Consider the following 18,718-nt stretch of genomic DNA (forward strand, 5'->3'; position numbering starts at 1 on the left):
CGTTTTTTAGTAGCAGAAAGAGTGTCTTGGATACTGTTTCTGCTATTTTTATTTAAACTGAGTAAAGACGGTTTAATTCACGACATTAATTTTTCCAACCTTAACTTTTACCTTTGGATTAACGACAATTTCCTCATAATAATTTTCTCCTTTAATTTCTTTCCAAATATCTGGATGATATGCCATTAAATCTCTTCCCAATCCAAGCAAATCACTTTGATTCGTTTGTAGTTTTTTAAACAAAGCATCCGCTCTCTCCGTAAGGATTTCTGATAATTGCTTATTTAAATGATCGATGGCTTCTTGCTTTTCTAAGTGATCCGGTGGATAATCAACGACTTCTACAACCAATTCCAGTTCGATATCAACATGTATCTTTTCTTTTATTTCCAGATTCTTTTTTTTCGATACGTTTCTCACATTAAAACTCACCTGTACATTATCTTCTCCATCCAATTTTTTTGTTAATATTGCCTGTTCAGATCTTCTACCCATCAAAAGCAGCAACATAGTTATTTCATCAGGATTTAAGGTTTCCCCAGTAAAACTTCGGTCATGAAAAAGAGCAGCACCTGTTACTTTAACTTTGCTATCTTCTTCGTCCAGACTTAATACAGGTACTGTAAAATCTTTTCCGTCATCAAACAAATAAGTTCGGATGGATCGGAGTGTAATTTCCTGAATCTCAGTATTTTCTTCACCAGAAGCAATCATTTCATATAAAAATTCTCCTTTTTGCATTTCATCATTGGCCAAATGTGTAATTATTTCATTTGCCGTGTTATCTGCTAATGCAAACTTAGAATGTAAATTTACCCTTGGATTGCGATAAATGCCATCCAGCAATCTGTAGATATCTTTTTCGGCAGCTTCCTTTCCAAACATAATTACTCTTGCTTTTGCAAGATCGAAATCACCTGTCACACTTCGATTAATTTTCAACCCAGTCTCACTCATTGTACTACCTTTTCCCATTACGAGTTCATCTGATACGGACGTATGTCCTCTGTTGGATTCACTAATAATTATATCTCTAATGATCGTAGTGGTTAAATAATTATTATTCTCAGCTGTATCAAAACCCGCTAAATACACGATTCGAGTATCCTTTAATAGTCTTTCGTCCCAGCAACTTGTAATTAAAGGAAGAATAAGGAGAATGATTAGGAGTTTAGTTTTTTTCATGGATAGAAGACTCCTCTCTTTTAAAAATAATAGTGATGAAAAGGAGAATGATTGGAATAATTAAACCAAATATAATTATTAATAGGTTTATCCATTGGCCGGGAATAGCAAGTTCCAAGTAGTAAAATGCAGCTGATACAGCTAAAACGAACACACCAAATAAAATCACAGAAGTTTTATGTTTAACATGAATTAATTTGCTTATTCCGATGCTTGCTGAAAAGGTATAACTAATTATAGTAGTAACAACGATTAAACTCATAATAGCTAGAAATATTAAATCGAATCGGCTGATTAAAGTCATACCGCTTGCACTTAATATATATAAAACCGGTTCAGGAGTATGGTTTATTTCGTCAGGACTAAGTAAGATTGTACTTGAAATCACGATGAACAAATAAACTAGTATTACAAATAATACTGCCAAAAATGCCCCTTTCATTGCTGATAATTTTTTAGGTTGCTTCATAAAAGCGTAATAAATCAATAATGTTTCAAATCCCAAGAAAGATACAAATGTAGAACTTGTACTTTTAAGAATAGTCCATGCCCCGTTGGAACCGATAGGCAAGAGATAGCGTATATCCTTTGGGGAATCATGAAAAACTAAAACTTTAATAAAGCATAAAAGTAATATAAACAGGAACAGAAATGAAAATAAAGCTACCATTTGTTTAATTGTACTTGTACCACCATAAATTAGTAAAAAGCCTCCCATCAAGAATAATATCCAGGCTGGAGTTTCAGGAAGGATCCATCGTTTCAGTGTTTCTAAAAATATAACGAAAACATAACTAACTACTATTAAGGTATACAAAATATATAATAAATTGACTACCGACCCAGGGGTTTTTCCTAAAATTACTTGGGAAAAATCATATAAGGTGAGATTGGGAAACTTTCTGCACAAAAACCATATGATGAGTACAATAAGTTGAATCATTATCCCGGTAATTAAAACTGAAATCCATCCATCATTGCCAGCTGCAATATTTGTTCTATATGGTAAGGATAATAGTCCTACGCCTACCATCGTATGTACTAAGACGAAAAATAACTCGAAGGAACTAATACGGCTCTTCACTTTCATCTAGTTTCCACTTCCTTGATTTTTTGACTTTCTTGAAAGCATGAGTTTTATTCCTCATCCATGATGGAACTCGAACAATGGTATCTTTAAAATCCCTCACCTTCAATGGGGCAAATGGCACAAAATATGGTTCACCAAATGAACGAATGCGTGACAAATGGATAAAGATAGTTAATAATCCAACCCAAATTCCCGTAAAGCCAAATATTGCAGCATATATCATTAGGGGAAATCCTAAAACACGGATAGAACTACGCATTTCTATATTTGGTTGCACAAAGGAAGAAACTGCAGTTATAGAAACAATGATCAGTGCACCAAAAGATACAATTCCGGCTTCAACCATCGCCGTTCCTACTACTACCGCTCCAACGATACCGAATGTTGTGGCTACAGAAGGAGGCAGCCGAATAGAAGCCTCCCTCAGCAACTCTAAGGAAAGCTGTAAAATCAATAACTCGATTACTGGCGGAAATGGAACGTAGCTTATTGACGTTTGCAAAGAATATACAAGTTCCAACGGAATCATTTCATAATGAAATGACACTACAGCTACGTATAAGGACGGCAGCAGAAGTGCATTCATATAGCTGAATAATCGGAGAAACCGAAAAAATGAACCTAATTCCCAACGGGTTATATAGTCATCCGGCGTTGAAAAAAAACTCATAAACGTTGCTGGTAAAACAATGGCGACAGGACTTCCATCTATTAATAACACAACTTTGCCATCCTTTAAATTAGCTGAAGCTCGGTCCGGCCGTTCTGTAAGTAAAAGCTGCGGAAAAGGAGTAAATGTATGATCTTCAATGGAATCTGTTATATCCCCTGGCGAACGAATGGAGTCAACATTAAAATATTTTAAACGCTTCTCAAGTTTTTTAATGACTTCCGGGTTTGCCAAACCTTCTACATAAACGATACGTACATCTGTTGTTGTTACAGTACCAAATGTATAGCTTTTAACTGTTAGCTTTGGAGTTCGCGTATTCTGCCGGAGTAAAAAAATGTTTTTATCGATACTTTCAACAAAACCCACATTTGCCCCTTGGATGGTCTGTTCGATACTAGGTTCGGTAACTTCCCTATCATATGCGGCTAGGGCTTTTAACAGAAACCCTTCTTTTTTTCCACTCTTTTCTAAAATTAGGCAATAACCTTCCAATAGCCTTTTAATTACCTCTTCATTACTATTGGTGCGAATAATCTCCTCATTGTGGACTTCATTTTGTATATCATTATTTTCCATTTTTATAAGTGGTTTAATTATTTTTGATTCGAGAATGTCCTGATCTACTAATGGGCTAAGGTAAAGGATGATATATGAATGATTTTTATAACTATGTAATTCACGTTCCATTATATCGTCAGAATGATTTAATTGAGTTTTAATATTTTCTATAGAAAGAACGGATTGATTTATGGATGATTTTTTTTGAATTTTTGTTTGGGATTTATTCTGCTTAAACAACATTCACACCTCAATTGACAAACTATATTCGATATTATATGGAATTTTGGCGTAGTTATACGAAAAGAAGAAGCGAAATAGAGAATGTAGCGATTAAACATTTAGGATTTCTCTCGGGAATTCCTAAGGTTCGCTAACTAGTTATTTACGTGCAGAGACACAAATTCCACTACCACCAGTTTGGGTTTGTATTAATTATCATGAATTTAATGCTAATGAAAGGATCCCTTTGAAATGTTAAACTATCAGGATTCAAAAGCCATTCTAGTCAGTTTCTGCTAACAAAATGACCTTCCTGCATTACCATCCATCGTTTTAGAAAAATATTACCACTTTACATATTAATTATTTACGGTAATATGTATGTTAGTTATAACTTACATTTATTAAAATTACAAAGGTATTCACAGGAGGATGTATATGAGGGTGTTAGAAAGGCTTGCAAGTTTAATAAGAAAATATCCTATAAAATCTATATTTATCACGGTTACCATTGTGATTATGTCGGCAGTTGGTGTATCAAACATTTTCATGGCTACCGGTAATGACACGTTGGTGGAAAGCAGTTCAGATGTATATCAGGATAATTTAATGCTAGAAGAAGAATTTGGCGGCGAAACGATTATGGTTTTGTACGAATCGAACGATCTGCTGACACCTGATCATTTAGAGCATATGAAAGGGCTGGAGAATATACTTGAAATGAATGATGCCATTTACAGTATCATTAGTCCGGTCACACTCGTAGAAGAAATAGCCAATCATCAATCTGAAACGTTTCAGAATGGCATATTGGAAATAATTGATGGACTGAATGAAATGGGAAGTCAATTAGAAGACATTGGAAGTGAGCTGAAAGAAAATACGGAAAGTGACCCAGGAATGGATTTTCCTGCATTCAATGAACCGGAACTCCCTGAAGTGGAAGGTCCGGAACTTCCGGAGTTTGGTGTGGAATTTCCCGGCATGGATGACCCCAATTTTCCTGAGTTAGCAGAATTTGATCCTCCTGGATTGGGATTCGCCCCCCGGAACTTGATGATATGGAAATGCCGGATATGGAAGATCAAATGGATGAGTTAGATGAAGGATTCTCAAATATGATCGGTGCTCAGCAACAATTGGAGGATGGTACGGAAGGGCTTGTTGAAGGGTATGCCGCATTTAGCGGGCAATTAAACGGATTAGGTCAAAGTCTGAATGAACTGGCAGAGAATATGGAAGATTCCCCTGAAAGGGAACAGTTGCAAGAGCGAAGCCAGGAGTTAATTGTCCTATCAGAGCAAATGTCCCAAATATCTGAAGAGACAAGTCAGCTTTCCCAAATCTCAGTACAAACTATAGAAGGCTTAAACAATATACAACAAAACCTGAATGAACAGCTGCAAAAGCAAAAAGAATTACAGGTTCATATGCAAAAACAGGAAGAAATGCAAGCTCTGCAGCAGGCACAACAAGAACAAGTACAGCAGGAAATGAAGGAACAACAGGAACAAATGAAACGGGAGATGCAAAAACAGCAGGCAGCGCAGCAGGAGGAATTGCAGCGTGAAATGGAGGCGCAGCAGGAGTTCCAAAAAAAAGAATTGCGAGAGGAAATGCAACAACAGCAAGATGCACAGCAGGTAGAAATGCAAGAGGAAATGGAAGTTCAACAGGCTGAAAGGGAAGCAGAAATGCAAGATTTTCAAGATGAGATGGAAGAAAAACAGGCAGAACAGACGGAGATGTTAAGTACACTTAGGGACGGCCTCGTTGAAATGGGAGAAAGCCTGCAATCGATTAGTGAAAATATCGATACGATGTATGGTTATTCCGACATCATGACTCCCGGCTTACCTGAAAGCCAGGATACATTGGATAATATGATTTACGACGATGATGACGAACTCCGTCCAATGTTTGAAGAAGTGGTTGTTGACGAATCATATATGCTTATGATGATCCGGCTGGAAGGAGAAACAGATGATGCGGATAAAGGGGAAGTCGTCAATGAAATAAATGCCTACTTTGAATCGGAAGAACTTGAAACTGCAGATACACTGGTTTCAGGAAAGCCAGTACTCGATAATGAAATTCGGTCTTCTATGCAGGAAAGCATACAAAAAATGATGGCGACAGCACTAGTAGTCATGGTCATTGTATTATTTCTCGTCTTTAAAGTTCGTTGGCGTTTATTGCCATTAATAACTGTTCTTATTGCAGTTATCGTAACAGTCGGTTTAATGGGTTGGATGCAAATACCAATTACCATGGTATCCATGGCTGTTTTCCCCATTTTAATTGGGCTTGGAATTGATTATGCCATTCAGTTCCAAAATAGGTATGCTGAGGAGACGACTGAGGAGGATTCACATGAATAATCATAAAAACAGAGTAAAAAAAGCATTAACAAAAACGATAACAAAAATGGTTCCTGCAGTATTTACCGCCATGATTGCTACCGCCCTGGGTTTTGTAGCCTTATACACCTCACCTGTACCTATGATTCAGGACTTTGGTAAAATGTTAACCATCGGATTGGTTGTTAGTTTTATTCTTGGTATTTTTCTTTCAATAACATTATTGTTCGCGAGTGATTATTTCTTTAGCGAAGGAGGAAAAAAGAAACAACAAAAAGAAAAAAGAACAGATTCAAGAATGAACAAAACGCTTGATTGGATTACAAAAAAATCGATAACCATACGCTGGATCATCATTCCGCTCGCACTGCTTACAGCCGCATTTGGAATTTGGATCGATGTTGATGCAGCCGCAGAGACAGATGTGGAAAGTTTTATGCCTCAAGATTTACAAGCGCTGGAAGATATTCATAAATTACGGGATATTGTCGGAACCACAGAGCAATTATCCATTGTATATGAAGGGGAGGAATTTATTTCAGATGAAGTACTTTTATGGGTGGATGAGCTGACGGAATCGCTCCCCGAGGAATTTTCCGATACTGTTGCAGACACAAAGTCCATTACGGATATTGTAAAACAAATGAATGATGGGGAACTGCCTGAAAGCGAGGAATTTTATGAACAGCTGATTGATATACCCGAAGATCAATTGAAACTTTTTTTGAATGAATCCGAGACAAAAGGGGTCATCACCTTAGGAATTATTAAGATGGAAGCAGTGGATTTAGAATTATTCATCGACGAATTAGCTATTTATCTGGAAGAAAATGAGACGGATGCTGTGGATACAACCATAACAGGAAAAGCGGTTTTGGATGTGGAGATGATGCAGGGGCTTACCACGGGAAGGTATCAAATGACTTTACTTGGTATGGGATTAGTATTTTTAAGTTTATTCATTATTTACAGGCATCCTGTGAAGGCATTCATTCCTTTATTGCCTATTTTATTTATTGTAGGCTGGTCAGGATTGATCATGTACTGTTTTGATATAAGTTACACACCGCTGACTGCTACATTGGGAGCGTTAATCATCGGGATTGGTACAGAATTTACGGTATTGTCCATGGAACGGTTTTATGAAGAGAAAAAGAAAGGTCATAAAAGCATTCATGCGATTCAAACAACGAATAAAACAATCGGTAAAGCTGTTTTTGCTTCCGCTTTAACGACGATTGGCGGATTTAGTGCACTGCTCGCCTCTGACTTCGTTATTCTGAACAATTTTGGGATCATGACATTGATTAATATATCCCTTGCTTTATTTTCTACAGTGGTTATTTTGCCATCCGTCTTGATTATTTTGGATCGATTTGTAAAAATAAAGAATATAAAGTAGTTTTTATGCAACTATGGATTTCGAGGAAAGCCCTGGTTACAAATAAGACAGAAGGTGAGTAATTTGCGGGACAAAACAGAGCAGATATTTAAAGGAGCAATAGCTGTTTTTATAAAAAAAGGATTGCAGGCAACAACGCAGGAAGTAGCTGAAGAAGCTGATGTTGCTGAGGTAACATTATACCGGAAGTTTTCCACAAAAGAAAATCTTTTTGTTACTGCGCTCAAAAATGTATTGGAGAAGAAGTTTCATTCCCGTGTATTGGAAATGGCCAAAGAGGACGACACGGAAATATTTTTTAGAAAGATTATTGAAAACCGATTGGAAATATTATCGAAAAACGAACAGCTCGTAAAAATGCTTTTATCGGAAAGTTTAAGAGGAAATTTATCTGGTAAATTAAATCTGCCGGAAATTATTTTTTCAAGTTTAAAGGAGGGTTTGGAACATCATTTTCAATCTAATATGCAGAAAGTGGATGTAGATTTTTGTGCCAGACAGCTGTCAGGTATTTTTTTAAGCTATATTGCCTTGCCCGGCAGCCAGCCATTTAATAAACTGACAAAAGAGGAGAAAAAGGATATTGTTGAAAAACATGCAAAATCAGTTCTTGCTGTATTGGAAATATGTCATAACTCCGGATCTTAATACAGTAATCCGATTCTGGTAATAACTTAGCATTTTATAGTAGTAAAAGCATTGACATGAAGTGGAACACCCGTAGATAGGTGACAAATACTTCAACAAGATGCAAGGTTCACAACAGAACTATAATCTACAGTAAATGAAGGGGGTCAATTTGGGTCCCTTTTTTCGTGTTTGTTAAGAAATAGAATATAATAACTAAGATCAATTAAATCACTTAATCCTCTTTTAAAATCATATTTGGTGAATAACATGTAGTATGATTACGTCATCCTGATGCAGAGTTGCTGCCAAAAACTATAAAGTAAAGCTGGAATGTAACCCTGTTTCAAGTCAATTACAACTTCATATTGCTGTATTGGAATTTCGGCAGGAGGACATCGGGATGATAAGTTGACAAAATACCTATACCGGTATATTATTGAGTCGCAAACAGAAGATTATAGGATGGATGTCGCTTTATTATAAGCTTATTTTTTTAAACTATATAATACGGTGTGGGGTATGAGGAGAGGGGGTTACTGAAGTGTAGACAATAATTCGAATATTGATCATTATTGCAGTAATATGGTTTGTCATGAGCAGGTTTATGCCTGTAAAAGGAGTGGGTCATATTACAGTACAGGATGCAAAAGCTAAATTGAAGGATAAAAACATACAGTTTATCGATGTGTGTACTCCAGTTGAATATAAAGCAAATCACAGGAAGCCATTTAAAAATATTCCGCTGGCACAGCTTGCGAATCAAACGAAGAAACTGGACAAAAGTAAAGAAGTAGTCATCATTTGCCAAACAGGAATGAGAAGCATGCGAGCTGCAAAAATATTAAAGAGACAGGACTTTGAGAAAGTGACCATTGTGAAAGGCGGCATGAGTACCTGGGTCTAGAGAAGGGATGTGAAAATGATGTCTGAAAAGCGGTTTAATCCTGAGAAGGCAGATATGTTGATAGGTTTGGAGCGTAAAAAACTTTTACCTCCTGATAAAATCGTGGGTTTGTTGAATATTGAACCTGACGATACGATTGCAGATCTCGGTGCAGGGAATGGTTATTTTGCAATTCCCATGGCAAAACAATCGAAGGATACGCTGTATGCCGTTGATATCGAACCGAAAATGCTTGAAATGTTAAGAGAAAATGCCCGAAAAGAACAAGTGAAGAACATTACGTATGTGGAAAGTGACTTTGATCCTATTCAGCTTGAAGATCATTCTGTAAGCAAGGTAATGATCTCTTTTGTCATGCATGAGGTACCCGATATAAATAAAACATTAAGTGAAATAAGGCGGATCCTAAAACCGGGAGGCACGATGCTTATCATAGAATGGGAAGCTGTAGAAACAGGATCCGGACCACCTGTTCATATAAGAATTTCCTCAGATGAAATGGTGAAGATATTGGAGAAAAAAGGTTTTGGGGCAGAAGCTATCTCATTGAATCCTGAAAACTATGGTGTAAAAGCAGTTATTGTTTAAAAAATAGAATTAAAATAAAAAAGGAGCTGACTTATATGTTTCATTACACAGTGGAAACAGACCAAACGATGGAGGAAGCGATACAGTCACTGGAAAAAAGCTTAAAAGAAGATAAATTCGGTGTCCTATGGCAATTTGACTTGAAAGAAACACTCAATAATAAAGGGTTTGAGTTTGAGCAGCCGTACAGGGTACTGGAAGTTTGTAATCCGCTAGAGGCTCAGAGAATATTAACCAAAAATCAGATGGTCGGCTATTTCCTGCCATGTAAAATTGTCGTTTATGAAGCGGATGGAAAAGTGAAAATCGGCATGCCTAAGCCTACTGCTTTGATTGAATTGGCAGAAGACGATGCACTGATGGACATTGCCCGGGATGTGGAAAATAAACTGATTCATGCGATTGATAAAAGTATAAAGTAGCTATAGTTAATTGGGCAATTAAGGTCAAATGTGCCTGATTGTCCTTTTCATTTACCTAGCTGTCTCGTTCAGGAAATGCCGGAACATTTTATCTGGTGGTTTTGTTTACAATAATATCATTGTTTATAAATGGGTACGTAAAAAAAACTGGCTCGGAAAGTATTAGGAACTTGCTGAAGTAAAATTACGCACCAGTTATATGGCAACAATCTTGTATCGATCTATTTCCCACCCATTTTCCGTTCTTGACATTTGTATATCAACTTGTTACTATACCCATAGGGGTAATGGTATAAATGAATTTCAATTTAAGATAAATAGAGAAGGAGTTAGTTTTATGTCAATAAAAGAAAGGGAGAGAAGGCATGCTGAAAAAATTTTTTCCTGCACTGGACTGGATGCTTTCTTATAAAAAGTCTGATTTAAGCGGGGATTTAACAGCTGGATTAATTGTAGCAGTAATGCTTATCCCACAGGGAATGGCTTATGCGATGTTGGCTGGATTGCCTCCAGTGGTTGGTCTGTATGCTTCCACGATCCCCTTAATTATTTATGCATTATTTGGAACTTCACGCCAGCTTGCTGTTGGGCCGGTCGCAATGGTTTCCTTACTGGTACTGGCCGGGGTATCTACCTTGGCGGAACCGGGGTCCGGTGAGTATATTTCTTTAACACTGCTGCTTATGCTGATGATTGGATTGATACAATTTCTGATGGGAGTATTGCGCCTCGGTTTTCTGGTCAACTTTTTATCCCATGCCGTCATCAGCGGATTCACCTCTGCTGCAGCGATCATCATCGGAATCAGTCAATTAAAAGATTTAATTGGTGTTAATTTGGAAGCAGACCATGCAATCATGCAGCTTTGGGAAGCTGTGGCAAACATATCGGAAATTAACCTGGTTACACTTGGGGTAGGATTGGGGAGTATTGCACTTCTTATTCTCTTTAAAAAATACGTTCGTAAAATTCCGGGCCCCATCGTGGTTGTGGCAGTGAGTATTCTGCTTGTTTCCCAATTAAACCTTGAAAGGTTCGGTCTATCCATTGTAGGAGAGGTGCCTCAAGGTTTGCCGGCATTTTCCATACCGACGTTCAGCATCGATGCAGTCATTGCATTACTGCCGATTGCTTTAACGATATCATTTGTTGGTTTCATGGAATCTATTGCCATGGGAAAAGCGATTGCTGCAAAGGAAAAATACAAGATTGAGCCGAATAAAGAGCTGGTTGGTCTGGGGCTTGCCAACGTAGGTGGATCCTTCTTTTCAGCCTATCCGGTAACAGGTGGATTCTCCCGTTCTGCAGTTAATTACGAATCAGGGGCAAGGACACCACTTGCTTCCATTATTACAGCGGTATTAATCATACTCACTCTTATATTTTTTACCGGATTTTTCTACTATCTGCCCCAGGCAGTTTTGGCAGCAATTATTATGGTTGCTGTTTACGGTTTAATAGATTTAAAAGAAGCCAGACATTTATTTAAAGTCCGCAGTGCAGATGGATGGATCTGGGCAGTTACCTTTTTGGCGACACTTCTCATCGGCATTGAACAGGGCATATTAATCGGATTGGCTTTTTCATTAATTGTTTTTATTGCAAGAAGTGCTTATCCGCATGTAGCTGAATTAGGTTATTTGCCGGAAAAAAATGTCTTTCGTAATATTCGACGATATCCGGAAGCAGAAGTGGACCCGGAAGTATTAATATTCAGGGTGGATGCTTCTCTCTATTTTGCAAATATGACTTTTTTAGAGGATAAATTATGTCAGCGCGCAGCTGAAAAAACGGATTTGAAATGGTTCATTTTAGATTTCTCCGGCGTCAATTCAATGGATGCAGTTGCTATTCAAACGCTGGAAGAAATGATGGAAACATGCAGCAGGGGAAATGTACAATTTCTATTTTCCGGCATTAAGGGCCCCGTGATGGATCTTTTGAAGAAAGCGGAATGGGATGAGAAATTTAAAGGTCAAATAGAATATGTAACCCTGAGGAATACCCTGAAAGCAATCGGCAAATAAGGGAGGCGGAACAGTTGGATAAACAGGAATTGCGCAAAAGAAATGAGGCATTTGTCCGTAAAATAATAGAAGAAGATCCGTTATATTTTGATGAATTAAAGAAAGGACAAACACCGGAGTTTTTTATGCTGTCCTGCAGTGATTCACGTGTCAGCCCTTCCGTAATAACACAGATGCCGCTGGGAAATATATTTGTGCACCGGAATATTGCGAATCAGGTGGATACGAGGGATGAAAGTTTCTCTGCCAGTCTTTATTACGCATTGAAGTATCTTAAGGTGAAAAAAATTATCATTAAAGGGCATACCGACTGTGGGGGAATTAAAGCAGCCTGGTCGGAAACGGCTGACGAAGAGCTGCAGGGATGGGTCTCGAAGATTCGGAGCAGTTTGCCGGATAAAAGTGAAGTGGTTAATTCTACAAATGAACTCTCAAAGATAAATGTATTAAAGCAAGTGGAACATCTGAAAAATCATCCTGTTTATCAAGCTTATGGTAAGAAAGTGGAAGTAAGGGGCTGTTTGTTTCATGTGGAGTCAGGGGAATTGGAAAGATTGATTTAAATTTTGACAGCAAAAAGAAAATAATTTACCCTTGACAAAATACCCGATGGGGTATAAGCTAATGTTAGCCAAAAAACAAAAGGCGGGTGAGCACCTGGGTGTTAAAATGAGCATGATCGTCTTGGGTTTGCTATTGATTAATAATCAACTCCATTTTTAAAAGATATATACCTGTTTATGGAATTGCCTACATTGATTTTGATAAGATATATAGGAACACAGATGAAATTTTACTTGATGTCAGAGATTATCAGGCAGCCCATCGGTCACCGGTTGAAGGGACAGTAAATATCCCATATGCTTATTTAAGAAGAAACCATGGTGAAATGGAGAACAAAGAAATTTATCTCATGGCTTCAACGATGATGGGTATCAATTTAAGTGCACGGTTCCTTATTAAAAAGGGTTTCAACGTCAATGGATATTATATTAAACCCCAATCTAAAAAAACAATGAAAAATGCTGGTTTAAAAAAGGAGAGATACAGCATGGAATATACTGAACAAATGAAGAATAGAATGAAAAGAGTAGAAGGCCAGGTGAAAGGAATCCTGAGAATGATGGAAGAAAATAAAGAATGCAAAGATCTTGTCGTACAGATGTCTGCTGCAAGAAATGCACTGGATCGCGCCATCGGCCTTGTTGTAAGCTCAAATCTGGAGCAGTGTGTAAGAGATCAGATAGAAAAAGGGGAAAGTACAGAAGATCATATACAGGAAGCTGTTAACCTGTTGGTAAAAAGCAGATAAAATATAGTCATTCACTATATTTTTTTAAGCCGAAACATACCCTTAGGCGTATGGGGAAATAAAGAAATATAAATACTAGATATGTAAAACAGAGAGGTGTACAAAATGGGAGAAAAGAAATCAACTAATATTATTTTGTTCAGCGGAGATTATGATAAAGCGATGGCAGCATTCATTATAGCAAATGGAGCTGCAGCTTATGATCATGATGTGACAGTTTTTGCAACATTTTGGGGGCTGAACGCCTTCAGAAAGAATGAACAGGTGATTACGAAAAAAGGGAAACTGGAGAGAATGTTTGAGAAAATGATGCCGCGAGGTGCAGATAACATGGGTCTTTCCAATATGAACTTTGGCGGTATGGGACCTAAGATGATAAAGAATGTGATCAAAAAGCATAACGCGGTTCCATTGCCGGATTTAATTGATATGGCAAAAGAGCAGGAAGTGAATCTCGTCGCCTGTACGATGACGATGGATCTATTGGGTCTGCAAAAAGAAGAATTAATAGAAGGCGTGGAATATGCAGGGGTTGCGGCATACTTGTCAGAAGCGGAAAACGGAAATGTAAATCTGTTTATTTAAAGATAAACAAATGAAAGAAGGGGGATTAAAATTTGAAAGAAATAACAGCACGAGAGACAGAGAATTTATTGAAAGAGAACTCGAGTGATGCAATAATCCTGGACGTTCGTGAAAAAGATGAGGTTGCGGCAGGCATGATCCCGGGAGCAAAACACCTTCCTTTGGGAGAATTGCAAACACGGATGCCGGAGCTGGATAAAAACACAGAATATATTATTGTATGCAGATCTGGTAACCGCAGTGGGTTGGCCACACACTTGCTGAATGCAGCAGGATATAACGCGGTAAATATGGTTGGCGGGATGTTGGATTGGCAGGGTCCCTTAAAATAATTCAGACTTGGGAGGTTATAGAAAATGATTAAAACAGACAATGTGCTGGATGCAAAAGGTCTGGCATGTCCGATGCCGATCGTTAAAACAAAGAAAGCGGTGAAGGAACTCCTGCCGGGTCAGGTAGTGGAAGTCCAGGCAACAGATAAAGGATCCACCGCAGATTTGCAGGCATGGGCCAAAAGCGCCGGACATCAGTATTTGGGAACAGTGGAGGAAGGTAACGTATTAAAACATTATGTAAGAAAAGCAAGCAGTGCAGAAGAAAAAGAGGAAATAAAACATCCTCATGTCATTAAAAATGATGAGTTGCAGAACAAATTGAATGCTAAAGAAGATATTGTTGTTGTTGACGTCCGCGAGCAGGCAGAGTATGCATTCCATCATATTCCAGGAGCGATTTCCATACCTCTTGGGGAGCTGGAAAGCCGTCTGGAAGAACTGAATAAAGAGGATGATGTATATGTCGTTTGCCGTACGGGCAACCGAAGTGACTTAGCTGCACAAAAGCTTGCTGAAAAAGGTTTCTCAAAGGTAACAAATGTCATTCCCGGGATGAGTCAGTGGGAAAATAATCAGTAAAGGGGGGATAAAACTTGAATGAGATTACAGTATATACAACAACCACCTGTCCATTTTGTGTCATGACGAAGAACTTTTTATCCGAAAATAATATACCTTTTAAAGAAATAAATGTGGAGCACAGTCCGGAAATGATGAAATATGTGGTTTCCCAAACAGGTCAAATGGGTGTGCCGCAAACAGAAGTTAACGGGTCATGGGTTATTGGGTTTGATCCGGAACGTATAAAAGAGGAATTAAAATAAATAAATAAATGGGATAAGTAATTTAATCGGAAAGTAGCATAAGAAAATAAAAATTTTTAATTAAAAATATACCTTAGGGGGTAAAGTAAATGTCTATGAAAGCAATGAGCTCAAAAGAAGTTGCAAAAAAAGTGATGAACAAAGAGGAACTTTTTATACTGGATGTACGCAACGCGGATGAATTTGAGGATTGGAAAATTGAAGGGGATCATTTTCAGCATTTGAATGTGCCGTATTTTGAACTGCTTGATGGGGTGGATGGAATCATGGATCAGATTCCTGACGATAAAGAATTATTGGTCGTTTGTGCCAAAGAAGGGTCATCTATCATGGTGGCAGAAATGCTTGCCGAAAAAGGTCTTGACGTGTCCTATCTGGAAGGTGGCATGAAGGCATGGAGCGAGCATATGGAGCCGGTTAAAGTTGGAGAACTGAGCAATGGCGGTGAAATGTACCAATTTGTCCGTCTTGGAAAAGGCTGCTTGTCCTATATGGTCGTATCCGGTGGAGAAGCTGCAGTTATTGATGCTACACGTATGACAGATATTTTCACAGGATTTGCAAAAGAAAAAGGTGTAAAAATCACGCATGTATTGGATACGCATTTGCATGCCGATCATATTTCAGGCGGTAGAGCCATTGCAAAAGAAACTGGGGGAACGTACTGGCTGCCACCGAAAGATGCCGGGGAAGTGGTTTTTGATTACCAGCCATTAAACGATAATGATGAGATTACGATTGGCAATATATCCATTAACATTCATGCATTGTATTCACCGGGACACACGATCGGTTCAACATCATTTGTTGTGGATGGAAAATATTTGCTGACCGGAGATATTCTATTTATTGATTCCATCGGAAGACCTGACCTTGCAGGTTTGGCTGATGACTGGGTTGGTGACCTGAGGGAAACACTTTACAAGCGTTACCGTGAGCTCTCGGAAGAACTGATTGTACTTCCTGCCCACTTCATGATTATTGAAGAGTTAAATGATGATGGCAGCGTAGCAGAGAAGCTCGGAACCTTGTTTGCTGAGAACCACGGGTTAAATATAGAGGATGAAGAGAAGTTTCGTAAAATTGTTACGGAAAATCTGCCACCGCAGCCAAATGCCTATAAAGAAATCCGTCAGACAAATATGGGCAAAATTACTCCAGATGAGGATACACAACGGGAAATGGAAATTGGTCCTAACCGTTGTGCGGTAAGATAATTATTTTAAATTTGAAAGGGGTGACTGTAAGGATGAATTCAGATAAAGTATTGGATGCAAAAGGTCTGGCATGTCCGATGCCGATCGTCAGAGCGAAAAAGGCAATCACAGATATGGAAGCAGGACAGGTGCTGGAAATTCATGCAACGGATCAAGGGTCAAAGACAGATATCGCTGCATGGGCAAAATCCAGCGGCCATGAGCTGCTCAAAGATACAGATGAAGGCGGCGTATTCAAATTTTGGGTTAAAAAGAATTAAAGGAATGGGGACCGTAATGGTTCCCTTTTTCCTTATTGGAACATTTTAGCAGGACTATTATTTAACGCAGAAGATGTTCTTAATAAACTTTAATAAATAAAGGGAGAATCAGTCTATCCTGCAACGTCAATACATGCATATAATTTCAAGCAATTTAGGATAATTGCCAGTATTAAAATGCCAAAAAAAAAGAATGTGAAGAAAAGAAAAGCTTCCAAGTATGGTTGCAATAAGATAAACAAAGACAGAGAGAGGCATCATCGGGCTCAGTAGCACCAAAAACAAATGTTACTTCTTTGGGATTTTCAGTAGGTTATGTCTGTTTCAAATAAATAGCTTCCTTATATTTTTTATATTACTGTCAGGGGTTTATAAATATATTTGCATCAAAAACCTATGAAGCGATTGAAAATACAAGTGCTGGTTTTTGAAAAAAACTTGATATGACTATTTCATATTGTATTGTGTGATTTATAAAAATATTATTGCAGAGAAAGAAAGAAAAGTGTACATTAGAATTAATAATTTAATTGTAATGAGGTGGTGCAGTGCTAAAATTCTTTTCCCGCCTATTCATTATTGCGGGGGTTTCCTTATTAGCATTTGGCGGCTATCAACTGTGGAGTTCTTCGCAAAAAGAGGAAGAAAGACTTGCTGAAGCACATGCGATGCTTTCAACAGATAATCAAGCATCCGGGGAAATTAAAAAAGAAAACGTGGAAGACATAGTGTATGAAAATGGGGAAACCATTGGCTTACTTTATATACCTAAATTGGATCGTGAAATTCCGATTGTTGAAGGGACAGACGAAGAGGAACTTGCTCAGGGCGTCGGCCATTATCATGACACTGGTTTACCCGGTCAAAACCGGCAAATTCTTCTTTCAGGTCACAGAGATACTGTTTTCAGGGATTTTGGCGAACTGGAGCATGGTGACAAATTTCATGTGAAGATGGAATATGGAACGTATATATATGAAATAAGAGACCATGAAATCGTTGAAGCAGATAACACGACAGTGATCGATCCATCCCGCAAAGACGAATATTTGACCGTCTCAACATGTTATCCATTTTCGATGGTCGGAAGTGCGCCTGACCGCTATGTATTGTATGCATATCCAAGTGAAGTTGTCCAATGAAGCATATAAATAAGCTCTTATTTAAATAAATTTTAACTGAAATGAGTTGGAGGAATTTCTTCCAGCTCATTTTTTTAACCACATTAAATTAAAAAACACCTGAAACAGCCGGCATTAAGTTTTCATAAGAGGATTTCCTGCTGTATTAAAAGACAAGGAAAAATAATATGCCTTGTTTTTAAAAAGAAAAAGATGGTTTCATCAAAATTTCACATTCGGCAAATATGATAGGAACTGATGGAAAAAATAGCTGATTCACAACGATTTTATAGAGCAGGGAATTTAATTTTCATTTCCAACTTAAGGGGTTTTTTCACATGCATGGTCAGTGAAATGATTACAAAGCCTGGAAATGTTAAAAGAGAATCCAACTGGAGGTATTAACGTGAAAAAATGGATGATTATTATTGTTTTGCTGGGAGCAGTTGCCTGGGTCATTTCCGATTTTATTACAAACAGCAATTCCGATAATTCAACATCTGAAGAAGCTGATTCCGAGTCAGAGATTGAGGTTGGTTTGGATGCGGGACAATTGGCACCGGACTTTGAGTTACAGACAGTCAGTGGGGAAACAGTAAGATTATCCGACTTTCGAGGTGAAAAGGTTCTGTACTAAGCTAGACCAGTAAATATTTGGGATTTACTGGAAGATATTCAAAGGATGCAGAAGCAGTTTTTATGCTTCATCTATCAACGCTCCTTTTGGCGTGTAAATTTGGTTTTTGCGTAGTAGCGCATCAACCAAACGCACAAATTTTCTTGCGGTTAGGGCGAGTGCTCTTTTATGTTGGTGTTTGGGTACTTCCTGATACTTTCTCGCGTAATAGGCACTGTATTCGGGAATTTGCCTTCTTATCGAGTTGGCGGCTTCAACCAGATAATATCTCAAATATTGGTTCCCGTTCCGCGACAAGGAAGTATCGTCTGCCGTGAATCGTCCTGATTGATGTTTACGCCAATACAGCCCGGCGTATTTGGCAAT

General features: G+C 38.1%; 22 protein-coding genes. 18 read left to right on the plus strand and 4 right to left on the minus strand.

All coding sequences use genetic code 11. The features are described from left to right. Positions 1–72: 72 nt before the first annotated feature. From GHD25_RS17270 to GHD25_RS17280, 3 genes are read right to left on the minus strand one after another with little or no spacing between them, the layout of a single operon-like run. Positions 73–1,185 (minus strand): Ger(x)C family spore germination protein, encoded by a 1,113-nt coding sequence (locus GHD25_RS17270; protein ID WP_164219183.1) that lies wholly within the window; start codon positions 1,183–1,185, stop codon positions 73–75. Then, on the minus strand, positions 1,172–2,275 hold the full coding sequence (locus GHD25_RS17275) for a GerAB/ArcD/ProY family transporter (RefSeq protein WP_164219185.1): 1,104 nt from the start codon (positions 2,273–2,275) through the stop codon (positions 1,172–1,174). The genes GHD25_RS17270 and GHD25_RS17275 overlap by 14 nt, the downstream gene beginning before the upstream one ends. After that, the gene (locus GHD25_RS17280; RefSeq protein ID WP_164219187.1) at positions 2,253–3,749 is read right to left on the minus strand and encodes a spore germination protein; all 1,497 of its coding nucleotides are present in this window, start codon (positions 3,747–3,749) and stop codon (positions 2,253–2,255) included. The genes GHD25_RS17275 and GHD25_RS17280 overlap by 23 nt, the downstream gene beginning before the upstream one ends. A 417-nt stretch (positions 3,750–4,166) precedes the next feature. Between GHD25_RS17280 and GHD25_RS17285 the strand changes: the two genes are divergently transcribed. The 18 genes from GHD25_RS17285 to GHD25_RS17370 all read left to right on the plus strand — a co-directional run bounded on the left by GHD25_RS17285 (position 4,167) and on the right by GHD25_RS17370 (position 18,352). After that, the gene (locus tag GHD25_RS17285; protein WP_164219189.1) at positions 4,167–4,829 is read left to right on the plus strand and encodes a hypothetical protein; all 663 of its coding nucleotides are present in this window, start codon (positions 4,167–4,169) and stop codon (positions 4,827–4,829) included. Continuing rightward, a complete protein-coding gene (locus tag GHD25_RS20270; protein ID WP_205601382.1) occupies positions 4,790–6,109 on the plus strand; it encodes an efflux RND transporter permease subunit in 1,320 nt (439 codons plus the stop codon). The genes GHD25_RS17285 and GHD25_RS20270 overlap by 40 nt, the downstream gene beginning before the upstream one ends. Next, positions 6,102–7,490 (plus strand): efflux RND transporter permease subunit, encoded by a 1,389-nt coding sequence (locus GHD25_RS20275; protein WP_276207850.1) that lies wholly within the window; start codon positions 6,102–6,104, stop codon positions 7,488–7,490. The genes GHD25_RS20270 and GHD25_RS20275 overlap by 8 nt, the downstream gene beginning before the upstream one ends. Positions 7,491–7,544: 54 nt before the next feature. After that, positions 7,545–8,138: a TetR/AcrR family transcriptional regulator gene (locus GHD25_RS17300; protein WP_240452406.1), complete on the plus strand. Its 594-nt coding sequence runs from the start codon at positions 7,545–7,547 to the stop codon at positions 8,136–8,138. A gap of 574 nt (positions 8,139–8,712) precedes the next feature. Next, positions 8,713–9,024 carry a rhodanese-like domain-containing protein gene (locus GHD25_RS17305; RefSeq protein WP_164219224.1) on the plus strand — a complete coding sequence of 104 codons (312 nt, stop codon included), beginning with the start codon at positions 8,713–8,715 and terminating at the stop codon, positions 9,022–9,024. 18 nt (positions 9,025–9,042) lie between these two features. Beyond that, positions 9,043–9,612, plus strand: coding sequence for a class I SAM-dependent methyltransferase (locus tag GHD25_RS17310; RefSeq protein ID WP_164219196.1), 570 nt, complete (start codon positions 9,043–9,045; stop codon positions 9,610–9,612). A 35-nt stretch (positions 9,613–9,647) separates the two neighbouring features. After that, the gene (locus GHD25_RS17315) at positions 9,648–10,034 is read left to right on the plus strand and encodes a DUF302 domain-containing protein (protein WP_164219198.1); all 387 of its coding nucleotides are present in this window, start codon (positions 9,648–9,650) and stop codon (positions 10,032–10,034) included. A gap of 365 nt (positions 10,035–10,399) precedes the next feature. Continuing rightward, positions 10,400–12,061, plus strand: coding sequence for a SulP family inorganic anion transporter (locus GHD25_RS17320; RefSeq protein WP_164219200.1), 1,662 nt, complete (start codon positions 10,400–10,402; stop codon positions 12,059–12,061). 14 nt (positions 12,062–12,075) lie between these two features. Continuing rightward, the gene (locus GHD25_RS17325; protein WP_164219202.1) at positions 12,076–12,624 is read left to right on the plus strand and encodes a carbonic anhydrase; all 549 of its coding nucleotides are present in this window, start codon (positions 12,076–12,078) and stop codon (positions 12,622–12,624) included. A 488-nt stretch (positions 12,625–13,112) separates the two neighbouring features. Continuing rightward, entirely contained in the window at positions 13,113–13,373 is a 261-nt protein-coding gene (locus GHD25_RS17330) for a metal-sensitive transcriptional regulator (protein WP_164219204.1), read from the plus strand. A 105-nt stretch (positions 13,374–13,478) separates the two neighbouring features. After that, positions 13,479–13,958 (plus strand): DsrE/DsrF/DrsH-like family protein, encoded by a 480-nt coding sequence (locus GHD25_RS17335; protein WP_164219206.1) that lies wholly within the window; start codon positions 13,479–13,481, stop codon positions 13,956–13,958. A gap of 32 nt (positions 13,959–13,990) precedes the next feature. After that, complete coding sequence (locus GHD25_RS17340; RefSeq protein ID WP_164219208.1) at positions 13,991–14,290, plus strand: rhodanese-like domain-containing protein; 300 nt, start codon at positions 13,991–13,993, stop codon at positions 14,288–14,290. A gap of 24 nt (positions 14,291–14,314) precedes the next feature. Further along, the gene (locus GHD25_RS17345) at positions 14,315–14,872 is read left to right on the plus strand and encodes a sulfurtransferase TusA family protein (protein WP_164219209.1); all 558 of its coding nucleotides are present in this window, start codon (positions 14,315–14,317) and stop codon (positions 14,870–14,872) included. 14 nt (positions 14,873–14,886) lie between these two features. Further along, a complete protein-coding gene (locus GHD25_RS17350) occupies positions 14,887–15,117 on the plus strand; it encodes a glutaredoxin family protein (protein ID WP_164219211.1) in 231 nt (76 codons plus the stop codon). A gap of 89 nt (positions 15,118–15,206) precedes the next feature. Next, positions 15,207–16,334, plus strand: a complete 1,128-nt coding sequence (locus GHD25_RS17355; RefSeq protein WP_164219213.1) for an MBL fold metallo-hydrolase — start codon at positions 15,207–15,209, stop codon at positions 16,332–16,334. Between the two features lie 32 nt (positions 16,335–16,366). Beyond that, on the plus strand, positions 16,367–16,594 hold the full coding sequence (locus GHD25_RS17360; RefSeq protein WP_164219214.1) for a sulfurtransferase TusA family protein: 228 nt from the start codon (positions 16,367–16,369) through the stop codon (positions 16,592–16,594). Positions 16,595–17,142: 548 nt separating this feature from the next. Beyond that, entirely contained in the window at positions 17,143–17,736 is a 594-nt protein-coding gene (locus GHD25_RS17365) for a class D sortase (RefSeq protein ID WP_164219215.1), read from the plus strand. 385 nt (positions 17,737–18,121) lie between these two features. After that, positions 18,122–18,352 (plus strand): redoxin domain-containing protein, encoded by a 231-nt coding sequence (locus GHD25_RS17370; protein ID WP_164219216.1) that lies wholly within the window; start codon positions 18,122–18,124, stop codon positions 18,350–18,352. A 60-nt stretch (positions 18,353–18,412) separates the two neighbouring features. On the opposite strand, the gene GHD25_RS17375 is transcribed toward GHD25_RS17370, so the two are convergent. Next, the coding region (locus GHD25_RS17375) for a transposase (protein WP_164219217.1) at positions 18,413–18,718 on the minus strand (306 nt) is incomplete at its 5' end.

Origin of the sequence: Virgibacillus aidingensis, assembly GCF_010994035.1 — a bacterium.
Lineage (GTDB): Bacteria > Bacillota > Bacilli > Bacillales > Amphibacillaceae > Virgibacillus_N.

What these genes read in the sequence shown, in the direction of transcription:
- GHD25_RS17270 (WP_164219183.1), bottom strand. Translation starts at nt 1,185, where the DNA reads ATGAAAAAAACTAAACTCCTAATCATTCTCCTTATTCTTCCTTTAATT.
- GHD25_RS17275 (WP_164219185.1), bottom strand. Translation starts at nt 2,275, where the DNA reads ATGAAAGTGAAGAGCCGTATTAGTTCCTTCGAGTTATTTTTCGTCTTA.
- GHD25_RS17280 (WP_164219187.1), bottom strand. Translation starts at nt 3,749, where the DNA reads ATGTTGTTTAAGCAGAATAAATCCCAAACAAAAATTCAAAAAAAATCA.
- GHD25_RS17285 (WP_164219189.1), top strand. Translation starts at nt 4,167, where the DNA reads ATGAGGGTGTTAGAAAGGCTTGCAAGTTTAATAAGAAAATATCCTATA.
- GHD25_RS20270 (WP_205601382.1), top strand. Translation starts at nt 4,790, where the DNA reads ATGGAAATGCCGGATATGGAAGATCAAATGGATGAGTTAGATGAAGGA.
- GHD25_RS20275 (WP_276207850.1), top strand. Translation starts at nt 6,102, where the DNA reads ATGAATAATCATAAAAACAGAGTAAAAAAAGCATTAACAAAAACGATA.
- GHD25_RS17305 (WP_164219224.1), top strand. Translation starts at nt 8,713, where the DNA reads ATGAGCAGGTTTATGCCTGTAAAAGGAGTGGGTCATATTACAGTACAG.
- GHD25_RS17310 (WP_164219196.1), top strand. Translation starts at nt 9,043, where the DNA reads ATGTCTGAAAAGCGGTTTAATCCTGAGAAGGCAGATATGTTGATAGGT.
- GHD25_RS17315 (WP_164219198.1), top strand. Translation starts at nt 9,648, where the DNA reads ATGTTTCATTACACAGTGGAAACAGACCAAACGATGGAGGAAGCGATA.
- GHD25_RS17320 (WP_164219200.1), top strand. Translation starts at nt 10,400, where the DNA reads ATGCTGAAAAAATTTTTTCCTGCACTGGACTGGATGCTTTCTTATAAA.
- GHD25_RS17330 (WP_164219204.1), top strand. Translation starts at nt 13,113, where the DNA reads ATGGAATATACTGAACAAATGAAGAATAGAATGAAAAGAGTAGAAGGC.
- GHD25_RS17335 (WP_164219206.1), top strand. Translation starts at nt 13,479, where the DNA reads ATGGGAGAAAAGAAATCAACTAATATTATTTTGTTCAGCGGAGATTAT.
- GHD25_RS17345 (WP_164219209.1), top strand. Translation starts at nt 14,315, where the DNA reads ATGATTAAAACAGACAATGTGCTGGATGCAAAAGGTCTGGCATGTCCG.
- GHD25_RS17355 (WP_164219213.1), top strand. Translation starts at nt 15,207, where the DNA reads ATGTCTATGAAAGCAATGAGCTCAAAAGAAGTTGCAAAAAAAGTGATG.
- GHD25_RS17360 (WP_164219214.1), top strand. Translation starts at nt 16,367, where the DNA reads ATGAATTCAGATAAAGTATTGGATGCAAAAGGTCTGGCATGTCCGATG.